The following is an 8,783-nucleotide window of genomic DNA, read 5'->3' on the forward strand; positions in this document are numbered from 1 at the left end:
ATCAAGGATGTTTCGCACCTATACTATTTGTCATTTATTGTGGTCAAAGCCTGTGCAAAAGTTCCTAATTTATGATAGAATAGGTAGTAAGAAAGAAAACGTTTTTACTACGTTTTTTTTAGTCGGAAGGGGAAAATATTATGGCTACTATTCAATGGTTTCCGGGTCACATGTCTAAGGCTCGGCGGCAAGTTCAGGAGAATTTAAAATTTGTTGATTTTGTGACGATTTTGGTGGATGCTAGGCTACCTTTATCTAGTCAAAATCCTATGTTAACTAAGATTGTTGGGGATAAACCAAAGCTTTTGATTTTGAATAAGGCAGATCTGGCTGACCCCGCAATGACCAAAGAATGGCGTCAGTATTTTGAATCACAGGGAATTCAAACTCTGGCTATCAACTCCAAAGAGCAAGTGACTGTAAAAGTTGTGACGGATGCCGCTAAAAAGCTCATGGCTGATAAGATTGCACGCCAGAAAGAACGAGGTATCAAGATCGAAACCTTGCGGACCATGATTATCGGAATTCCAAATGCCGGTAAGTCAACTCTCATGAACCGTTTGGCTGGGAAAAAGATTGCAGTTGTCGGCAATAAACCAGGTGTTACCAAGGGGCAACAGTGGCTCAAAACCAACAAAGACCTTGAAATTTTAGACACACCAGGGATTCTTTGGCCTAAGTTCGAAGACGAAATCGTCGCTTTGAAACTAGCCTTGACTGGAGCAATTAAAGATCAACTACTCCCAATGGATGAAGTGACCATTTTTGGTCTTAATTATTTCAAAAAACATTATCCAGAAAAGCTAGCTGAACGCTTCAAACAAATGAAGATAGAAGAAGAAGCACCTGTTATCATCATGGATATGACCCGTGCCCTTGGTTTCCGAGACGACTACGACCGCTTTTACAGCCTCTTCGTCAAGGAAGTCCGTGATGGAAAACTCGGTAACTACACCTTAGATACATTGGACGACATCGATGACGACGATTAAAGAAATTAAAGAACTTCTTGCCACTGTCAAAGAATTAGACAATCCCCTTTTTCTTGAACTGGAAAAGGATCCTCGTTCTGGGGTTCAAAAGGAAATCAACAAGCGTAAAAAAGTCATACAGGCTGAACTGGATGAGGACCTTCGTTTGGAAACTATGCTTTCTTATGAAAAGGAACTGTATAAGCAAGGATTGACCTTAGTAGCAGGTGTTGACGAGGTAGGCCGTGGTCCTCTGGCTGGCCCTGTAGTTGCTGCAGCTGTTATTTTACCTAAAAAATGTAAGATTAAAGGCCTCAACGATAGCAAAAAGATCCCCAAAAAGAAACATCTGGAAATTTATGAAGCCGTTCAAGACCAAGCCTTGGCAATAGGTATTGGTATCATGGATAATCAGATCATTGATCAAGTCAATATCTATGAAGCGACCAAACTGGCCATGAAAGAAGCAATCTCCCAGCTCAGTCCCCAACCTGAGCACCTCTTGATAGATGCCATGAAACTGGAGTTGCCGATTTCACAAACCTCCATCATCAAAGGAGATGCAAACTCTCTCTCGATCGCAGCTGCATCTATAGTGGCCAAGGTGACACGGGATGAATTGATGAAGGGCTATGATGTTCAATATCCTGGATATGATTTTACAGCTAATGTAGGATATGGAACGGCAAAACACTTAGAAGGACTTGACAAACTAGGAGTTACCCCTATTCATCGTACCAGTTTTGAACCGATAAAATCACTGGTTGTAGCAAATAAAGAAAGTTAAGTTGGAGGAAATGATTATGGAGGAACAGTCAGAAATACTCCGATCCAAGAAAGAATTTGCCTTTGCCTCAAGTACCATATTATCCCAAGTTGGGCGGGGAATCATCGTCGGGCTAGTTGTCGGGCTCATCGTTGGATCTTTTCGTTTCTTAATTGAAAAAGGCTTCTACCTGATACAAGGCCTCTATCAAGATCAAGCGCACCTAGTGCGCAATCTTTTTATCATTGGTCTATTTTATCTAATTGTTAGCTGGCTTAGTGCGAAACTAACTCGGTCGGAAAAAGACATCAAGGGTTCAGGAATTCCTCAAGTCGAAGCCGAACTAAAGGGACTCATGACTCTCAACTGGTGGAGTGTCCTCTGGAAAAAATATATTCTAGGGATTCTTGCTATTGCCAGTGGCCTTATGCTAGGTCGAGAAGGACCAAGTATTCAACTTGGAGCAGTTGGTGGAAAAGGTATTGCCAAGTGGCTCAAATCCAGTCCGGTAGAGGAACGCTCCCTGATTGCCAGTGGTGCTGCCGCAGGCTTAGCCGCTGCCTTTAATGCACCGATTGCAGGTCTCCTCTTTGTTGTAGAGGAAGTCTATCATCATTTTTCACGCTTTTTCTGGGTCTCAACTCTAGCAGCCAGTCTCGTAGCAAACTTTGTCTCACTACTCATATTTGGCCTAACACCCGTACTAGATATGCCAGACAACATTCCTCTCATGACCCTAGACCAGTATTGGATTTACCTCCTTATGGGAGTTTTTCTCGGGCTTTCTGGTTTTCTCTATGAGAAAGCTGTACTCAATGTTGGTCGAGTTTATGACTGGATTGGTAAAAAAATCCATTTGGATAAAGCTTATTATCCAATCCTAGCCTTTATCCTCATCATACCAGTCGGGATTTTCTTGCCACAAATCCTTGGTGGTGGAAATCAGCTTGTTCTTTCCCTAACTGAGCAAGATTTTAGTTTTCAAGTTTTATTAGCTTACTTTTTGATCCGCTTTGTTTGGAGTATGATTAGTTATGGAAGTGGCCTCCCAGGAGGAATTTTCCTACCAATTTTGGCGCTTGGTTCCTTACTCGGTGCCCTAGTTGGTGTCATTTGTGTGAATATTGGGCTTGTTAGTCAGGAGCAGTTTCCTATATTTGTCATTTTAGGAATGAGTGGCTACTTTGGGGCAATTTCCAAGGCTCCCTTAACTGCTATGATACTCGTTACTGAGATGGTAGGGGACATTCGCAACCTCATGCCACTGGGCTTAGTAACCTTGGTCGCCTACATCGTCATGGATCTGCTCAAGGGAGCACCAGTCTATGAGGCAATGCTAGAAAAAATGCTACCAGAAGAAGCAACAGACGAAGGAGAAGTCACTCTTATTGAAATCCCTGTATCAGATAAGATCGCTGGAAAACAAGTTCACGAACTAAACTTGCCACATAACGTACTCATCACCACCCAAGTCCATAATGGCAAAAGTCAAACCGTTAACGGCTCAACTAGAATGTATCTGGGTGATATGATTCACCTAGTGATTCCAAAAAGTGAAATTGGAAAAGTCAAAGATTTGTTGTTATAAGTTCTGTTTACATAATTTATTTTACGTAAAATATTATTGAAAGGATTCTCAATGAAAAGAAATAAGGCAATTGCGGTATATTTGCTAGGCACATTTAGCCAGTTAGTATCAGTTTGTCTCCTTTTCTTTCTCTTGAATCATTTTTCTATTCATTCCAATCTATTATCTATTTTAGGAATCTTTCTAGGTGGCATTTCTTCAGCTCTTTGGGGAACAATTGTTGCAAATCACTATTTTCATATTCATTTTAAAAAGATTGTAAAAGATTTTTTTAACATTCATACCAGTTATAAACACTATTTATTATCTTTTTTCCTTATTGTCCTTGATTTTTCTTTTCTAATGTTTGGTGGGAAAATAGTAGAATTTAGCTGGTATCTCCCATTTTTGATGTTCTTCAAATTTATTGTCTTTGGCGGTATAGAAGAGATTGGATGGCGATATGTCTTTCAACCAATTTTACAAGAAAAGTTGCCATATTTTTACTCAGCAATTCTAACCTTTTTCAGCTGGGCGATTTGGCATCTGTTGTTCTTTTACATTGATGGCTCCCTAGCAACTCTGCAAACTCTACCGTTTTTATTTGGATTGCTGACGAATTCTTTCATACTCTCAGCTCTTTATATCAAAACAAAGAATCTCTGGATTTGCGTTATGACACATTCGATCATTAATGTCTTGTCTCAGCTAACCATAGATACTGATCGATCCGAAACCTTCCTGCTTAAAATCTTCGTCATCTTGGTATCCTGCTATATGGTAGTACATAAAAAAGATGAGTATAATCGGTATAAATAAAATTAAATATAAACCTTCAAAACCAAATCAAAAAAGATTTGGTTTTTTAAGAATTAGAAATCTAATTTTCAGTATATAGTATGATTTTTACCCCCTACTTTGTAAAGAATGATTAGAATATTGTATAATAAGAAAAAGGAGAAAAGCATAAATGAATAATTCTGGAATTAAAAAAAGTCATACAAGAATACTAATCATTTTGTTACTCGCAACCATCACAGCAGGAGCTATTTTTATGTTTAGTTTGTTAGGAAAATCGCAAGAAGAACATCGGAATAGAGAGTATGAAGTAAGTTTGGTTAATGCCTTAAAGAATTCCTACCAAGGGATTGAAGAGATTAAAATTTCCAATCCAGAATACACAAGCCCTCCTGGTTCGTGGTCTTGTGATGTAGAAATCAAATTTAAACATGAAGTAAAAATTAAGTATGGTATTGGATATTCTCTAGACACTGAAGAAATAACAGATACTTCATTGGAATGGGAAAATAGAGTAAAAGATCGACAATTTTTAAATGAAAACAAGGGTAAAACTGCTTCGAAAATTAGGGTAACTTATTCTAATAATGACGAAGGAGAGCAATAATGGCATTTAGTTATACTGATAAACAACTCAATGAATTAAAGCATGGAAAGAATGTATATAGTGTCAATGCGGAATTTGCTGAGAAAAAGAGGGAATGATAATGAGTAAAGACAGATTAAGAAAAAGCTATAAACCATTATTCATAGTTTTACTATTCGTATTCATCACATTAGGAGGTGTTTTTATGTTTAGGTTGTTAGGGAAGTCTCAAGAAGAACGTCGAAATAGAGAGTATGAAGTTAGTTTGGTGAATGCGTTAAAGAATTCCTATGAAGGGATTGAGGAGATTAAGATTTCCAATCCTGATTATACAACCCCACCAGGTTCGTGGTCTTGTGATATCGAAATTAAATTTAATGATGAAAGAACTCTTTCATATGAGATTAATCATCATTTAAACTATAAAATCAATTATGGTGGCCGTCAAGAAACAAACGAAGATTGGCAGTATTTAGAAACTCATAGAGGGAAAACTTTAAAGTCAGTGAGAATTACTTATTCTGATAGCGAGCAAGGAGAACTATGATGAATTTCCATTATACTGATGAATAATTTAAACCAAGATTATGCTGTTTATAGTGTGAACGAAAAGTCTTCAAGGAGAAAAAGGAGAAAAGCTTAAATGAATATTTCCAGCAATAAAAAAAGATATATAAGACTACTAATCGTTTTGTTACTCGTAGCCATCACAGCAGGAGCTATTTTTATGTTTAGGTTGTTAGGGAAGTCTCAAGAAGAGCGTCGAAATAGAGAATATGAAGTAAGTCTGGTTAATGCGTTAAAGAATTCCTACCAAGGGATTAAGGAGATTAAGATTATGGATCCTTACAATAATGACAAACCGGGTTCGTGGTCTTGTGATATTTCAGTACAGTTCAATGATAGTCAAACTATTACTTATGGAATTAATCACAGATTAACCTATAAAGAAAACCATGATGGTCTTATGAAAGGGGATACTAATGAAGAAATTGATCAACAATGGTCGATACTTCAAAAACACATTGGTAAAACAGAATCTACAATATTAGTACGATATTCAAATGGTGAAACAGGAGAGCAATAATGGTATTTAATTATACTGATAATCAGTTGAATAATTTAACCCAAGATTTTGCTATTTATATGGTAAATGAAGAGTTTTCAAGTAGAAAAAGAGGAAAAGCTTAAATGAATAATTCCAGCAATAAAAAAAGCCATAAAAGGATACTAATCGTTTTGTTACTCGTAGCCATTACAGCAGGAGGTGTTTTTATGTTTAGTATGTTAGGGAAATCCCAAGAAGAGCGTCGAAATAGAGAATATGAAGTAAGTCTAGTTAATGCTTTAAAAAATTCCTATGAAGGGATTGAGGAGGTACATATAACCGACCCTTCATATGCATCAATTCCGTCTGATGCTTGGGGCGCAAAAGTTAAAATATTTTTCTCTGATAGCAAACAACTAAGTTATATAATCGCATTTAATAAACAAAATAACGAAATAAGAAGTAGAGATTTTCAAAATAGTTCTCGAAAAGATGATAATCAATATTTGATAAACCATCGTGGAATTACAGAAAAAAATGTAAAAGTGATTTATTCAAATGGTGAAACAGGGGAACAGTAATGGTATTTAATTATACTGACAAACAACTCAATGAATTAAAGCATGGGAAGAATGTATACAGTGTCAATGCTGAATATGCTGAGAAAAAGAGGAAATGATAATGAGTAAAGACAGATTAAGAAAAAGCTATAAACCATTATTCATAGTTTTTCTACTCGTAGCCATCACAACAGGAGGTGTTTTTGTGTTTAGTATGTTAGGGAAGTCTCAAGAAGAACGTCGGAATAGAGAGTACGAAATCAGCTTGGTCAACGCTTTAAAAAATTCCTATGAAGGGATTGAGGAGATTAAGATTTCCAATCCAAACTACACAAACCCTCCAGGTTCATGGTCTTGTGATGTAGAAATCAAATTTAATGATGAAAGAAAAACTAAGTATAGGATAGGCCATGGACTCCATGATAAAAAGAATTATCAAGGTTCATTGACCAATGAGAAAAGGCAATTCCTTAACAATTACAAAGGAGTGACCGACTTAAAAGTAATTGTTACATATTCAGATAATAGCACGGGAGAACAATGATGACATTTTCCTATACAGATGAGCAGTTAAACAATTTGAATCGGGATTATGCTGTATATAGTGTAAATCTTGAATTCGCTAAGCGTAACGGTCGGACTTATGTCAATTCAAATCTCAGTGAAAGTATATCTCCTGATGATTTAGAAAAAACCAACACCATAACTACCTCAGATGGTCAAGAATTCCGTGTTGTTGCCACTAAGTCTGACACTGAAACAGGTTTTGACGGGCTAGCAGTTGCACCTATTGTCAACGGCGAACCAGATTATAAAAATGTAGCTGTGATTGCTGCTGGAACGGATCCTGATAGTCCGGTGAATAAAACTATGTTTGGTTCACGCGATTTCTATAGTGCCATAATTGCAAGGCAAACTTACTTATCTCCACAATATAAGGTTGCTGACCAATTTGTAAAAGAGATTATGGACGATCCTAGATATGAAGTCAGTCAACTATCAGGTTATTCACAAGGATCTTACATGCTGAAGGTGGGAGCTAAATACCACATCCCTACAACCACTTTTAATGCTTGGTTTAAATATGGTGGACTTACACTGGAAGAAAAAGCATTTATTGAAAGCAACCCTTCTATGTTTATAGATTACCGTAGAAAACATGATAATGTAGTACGTTGGAATGACTCTAATCACCCAGAAAGGTACACCAGTCCGATTGATATTACAAATTCTATGCCTAGCACGATTCATTGGATTGATGGTTCGAGCCATAAAATTGAGGACTGGGAGTTTGATCCTGTAACTGGTCAAGTTATAGATGGCAAGGGAGGAAAACCCTTAATCAGTGGTGTTTATCGAGCCTATGCCAACAGTCTCCGAGGAATGGCTCATTACAAGGACTTGAAGTCAAAATGGTCATCAGGTGGTATTAGTAGTTCTGAGGAAATATACTTAGATGCAGCTCAAGGTTCTATCCTATCATCATCTATGGCTACTGCAGCAAGAACTGGAGCTGATGAAGTGAGCGCCTTAGCCAAAAAAGCAAATCAGGAATTACAAGAAATTTGGTCAAAAATCGATTTTACAAGCTACACAGCATTAGCTCCCTATGAGGTTGAGGCCATTTTTGCTAGCCAAGGTATCACTCAAGCACAGTTTATCGATACTTTTCAGGCAGAGACAACACAAACAGTCACTAAGATGAATGCTTCCGCCCAAGCATTTGAACAGTTAGACAAACAATTACAGAATGTCATTGAAAAAACAGTAGCAACAGACACACAATTTGCCAAGGAGTTCAGACAATGGAAAGAAAAGATGTGAAATGGGAGGAAATTAGAGAGAAAGAGAGAGAACTGTTTAATCTAGAAGAACAATATTATCAACAAAAGAAAGAACTCGATGATAAAGCACTCGATTTAAACGAACGAAATGCAAATTTAGAAAAACTGATGTCTGATGAAGTTGATAAAATGTATCAAGTCTTGAGAAAATTTTCATCAACTGCTGATGATGTTAGAGACTACTTTACAGAAATAGAAAATCTGAGACACTTTTCGGAACAAGTATACCGAGAACATAGAATTAAACTCGAAAATGAGAGAGAAAAAAACGATAACGAGTTTCGCAAAAAAAGAAATGAATTAGAGGAAGAATTTCACAAACTAAGGAGAGATTATGCAAGCACCAATGAATGAATACTACACAGATGAAGAATATCAATATGCACTGAAACAAATGTATCGAATGATGGAACGAAACCGAATCATTGCGGAAGCAAAGATAGCAATAACAGCAAAAAATAAATTAAAAGAAAACTTTAGTAAGACAGCTAAGAAAATTGCTACAGAAACCAAATCAACTATCACAAGCATAAACAGCCAAATGGACACTGCAATACGAGGAAAAGTTCGCAAGAGTCTTGAAGAAAAGATTCCTAATATGTTACTCAAGTATGATGAAATTTAATAAAATGGTTCAGAGTGA

12 protein-coding genes are annotated in these 8,783 nt (G+C 36.9%); all 12 read left to right on the plus strand.

Translation table 11 applies throughout. The features are described 5' to 3' along the window. Positions 1 to 140: 140 nt before the first annotated feature. The 12 genes from ylqF to GMD3S_RS0201860 all read left to right on the plus strand — a co-directional run bounded on the left by ylqF (position 141) and on the right by GMD3S_RS0201860 (position 8,765). The gene (gene ylqF, locus GMD3S_RS0201790) at positions 141 to 992 is read left to right on the plus strand and encodes a ribosome biogenesis GTPase YlqF (RefSeq protein ID WP_000201303.1); all 852 of its coding nucleotides are present in this window, start codon (positions 141 to 143) and stop codon (positions 990 to 992) included. Then, on the plus strand, positions 979 to 1,758 hold the full coding sequence (locus GMD3S_RS0201795) for a ribonuclease HII (protein ID WP_000207521.1): 780 nt from the start codon (positions 979 to 981) through the stop codon (positions 1,756 to 1,758). Before ylqF ends, GMD3S_RS0201795 begins: the two co-directional genes overlap by 14 nt. Before the next feature lie 16 nt (positions 1,759 to 1,774). Continuing rightward, on the plus strand, positions 1,775 to 3,325 hold the full coding sequence (locus GMD3S_RS0201800; RefSeq protein ID WP_000392527.1) for a ClC family H(+)/Cl(-) exchange transporter: 1,551 nt from the start codon (positions 1,775 to 1,777) through the stop codon (positions 3,323 to 3,325). Between the two features lie 51 nt (positions 3,326 to 3,376). After that, positions 3,377 to 4,123, plus strand: coding sequence for a CPBP family intramembrane glutamic endopeptidase (locus GMD3S_RS0201805; protein WP_000827860.1), 747 nt, complete (start codon positions 3,377 to 3,379; stop codon positions 4,121 to 4,123). Between the two features lie 151 nt (positions 4,124 to 4,274). Next, on the plus strand, positions 4,275 to 4,709 hold the full coding sequence (locus tag GMD3S_RS0201810) for a hypothetical protein (RefSeq protein WP_001065608.1): 435 nt from the start codon (positions 4,275 to 4,277) through the stop codon (positions 4,707 to 4,709). Positions 4,710 to 4,809: 100 nt separating this feature from the next. Beyond that, positions 4,810 to 5,235 (plus strand): hypothetical protein, encoded by a 426-nt coding sequence (locus GMD3S_RS0201820; protein ID WP_025172943.1) that lies wholly within the window; start codon positions 4,810 to 4,812, stop codon positions 5,233 to 5,235. Positions 5,236 to 5,331: 96 nt separating this feature from the next. After that, complete coding sequence (locus tag GMD3S_RS0201825; protein ID WP_001027475.1) at positions 5,332 to 5,775, plus strand: hypothetical protein; 444 nt, start codon at positions 5,332 to 5,334, stop codon at positions 5,773 to 5,775. A gap of 104 nt (positions 5,776 to 5,879) precedes the next feature. Beyond that, positions 5,880 to 6,317, plus strand: coding sequence for a hypothetical protein (locus tag GMD3S_RS0201835; RefSeq protein ID WP_001066087.1), 438 nt, complete (start codon positions 5,880 to 5,882; stop codon positions 6,315 to 6,317). Between the two features lie 94 nt (positions 6,318 to 6,411). Then, on the plus strand, positions 6,412 to 6,840 hold the full coding sequence (locus tag GMD3S_RS0201845) for a hypothetical protein (RefSeq protein WP_000606020.1): 429 nt from the start codon (positions 6,412 to 6,414) through the stop codon (positions 6,838 to 6,840). Beyond that, positions 6,840 to 8,120 carry a hypothetical protein gene (locus GMD3S_RS0201850; RefSeq protein WP_000144640.1) on the plus strand — a complete coding sequence of 427 codons (1,281 nt, stop codon included), beginning with the start codon at positions 6,840 to 6,842 and terminating at the stop codon, positions 8,118 to 8,120. Before GMD3S_RS0201845 ends, GMD3S_RS0201850 begins: the two co-directional genes overlap by 1 nt. Continuing rightward, positions 8,102 to 8,494, plus strand: a complete 393-nt coding sequence (locus GMD3S_RS0201855; protein ID WP_000439965.1) for a hypothetical protein — start codon at positions 8,102 to 8,104, stop codon at positions 8,492 to 8,494. The genes GMD3S_RS0201850 and GMD3S_RS0201855 overlap by 19 nt, the downstream gene beginning before the upstream one ends. Then, positions 8,475 to 8,765, plus strand: coding sequence for a hypothetical protein (locus tag GMD3S_RS0201860; RefSeq protein WP_001148764.1), 291 nt, complete (start codon positions 8,475 to 8,477; stop codon positions 8,763 to 8,765). The genes GMD3S_RS0201855 and GMD3S_RS0201860 overlap by 20 nt, the downstream gene beginning before the upstream one ends. Positions 8,766 to 8,783 lie beyond the last annotated feature (18 nt).

Origin of the sequence: Streptococcus sp. GMD3S (assembly GCF_000298695.2) — a bacterium.
Taxonomy (GTDB): Bacteria; Bacillota; Bacilli; order Lactobacillales; family Streptococcaceae; genus Streptococcus.

Excerpts from the sequence above, each read along its gene's own strand:
- ylqF (WP_000201303.1), top strand. The coding sequence starts at position 141 with ATGGCTACTATTCAATGGTTTCCGGGTCACATGTCTAAGGCTCGGCGG.
- GMD3S_RS0201795 (WP_000207521.1), top strand. The coding sequence starts at position 979 with ATGACGACGATTAAAGAAATTAAAGAACTTCTTGCCACTGTCAAAGAA.
- GMD3S_RS0201800 (WP_000392527.1), top strand. The coding sequence starts at position 1,775 with ATGGAGGAACAGTCAGAAATACTCCGATCCAAGAAAGAATTTGCCTTT.
- GMD3S_RS0201805 (WP_000827860.1), top strand. The coding sequence starts at position 3,377 with ATGAAAAGAAATAAGGCAATTGCGGTATATTTGCTAGGCACATTTAGC.
- GMD3S_RS0201810 (WP_001065608.1), top strand. The coding sequence starts at position 4,275 with ATGAATAATTCTGGAATTAAAAAAAGTCATACAAGAATACTAATCATT.
- GMD3S_RS0201820 (WP_025172943.1), top strand. The coding sequence starts at position 4,810 with ATGAGTAAAGACAGATTAAGAAAAAGCTATAAACCATTATTCATAGTT.
- GMD3S_RS0201825 (WP_001027475.1), top strand. The coding sequence starts at position 5,332 with ATGAATATTTCCAGCAATAAAAAAAGATATATAAGACTACTAATCGTT.
- GMD3S_RS0201835 (WP_001066087.1), top strand. The coding sequence starts at position 5,880 with ATGAATAATTCCAGCAATAAAAAAAGCCATAAAAGGATACTAATCGTT.
- GMD3S_RS0201845 (WP_000606020.1), top strand. The coding sequence starts at position 6,412 with ATGATAATGAGTAAAGACAGATTAAGAAAAAGCTATAAACCATTATTC.
- GMD3S_RS0201850 (WP_000144640.1), top strand. The coding sequence starts at position 6,840 with ATGACATTTTCCTATACAGATGAGCAGTTAAACAATTTGAATCGGGAT.
- GMD3S_RS0201855 (WP_000439965.1), top strand. The coding sequence starts at position 8,102 with ATGGAAAGAAAAGATGTGAAATGGGAGGAAATTAGAGAGAAAGAGAGA.
- GMD3S_RS0201860 (WP_001148764.1), top strand. The coding sequence starts at position 8,475 with ATGCAAGCACCAATGAATGAATACTACACAGATGAAGAATATCAATAT.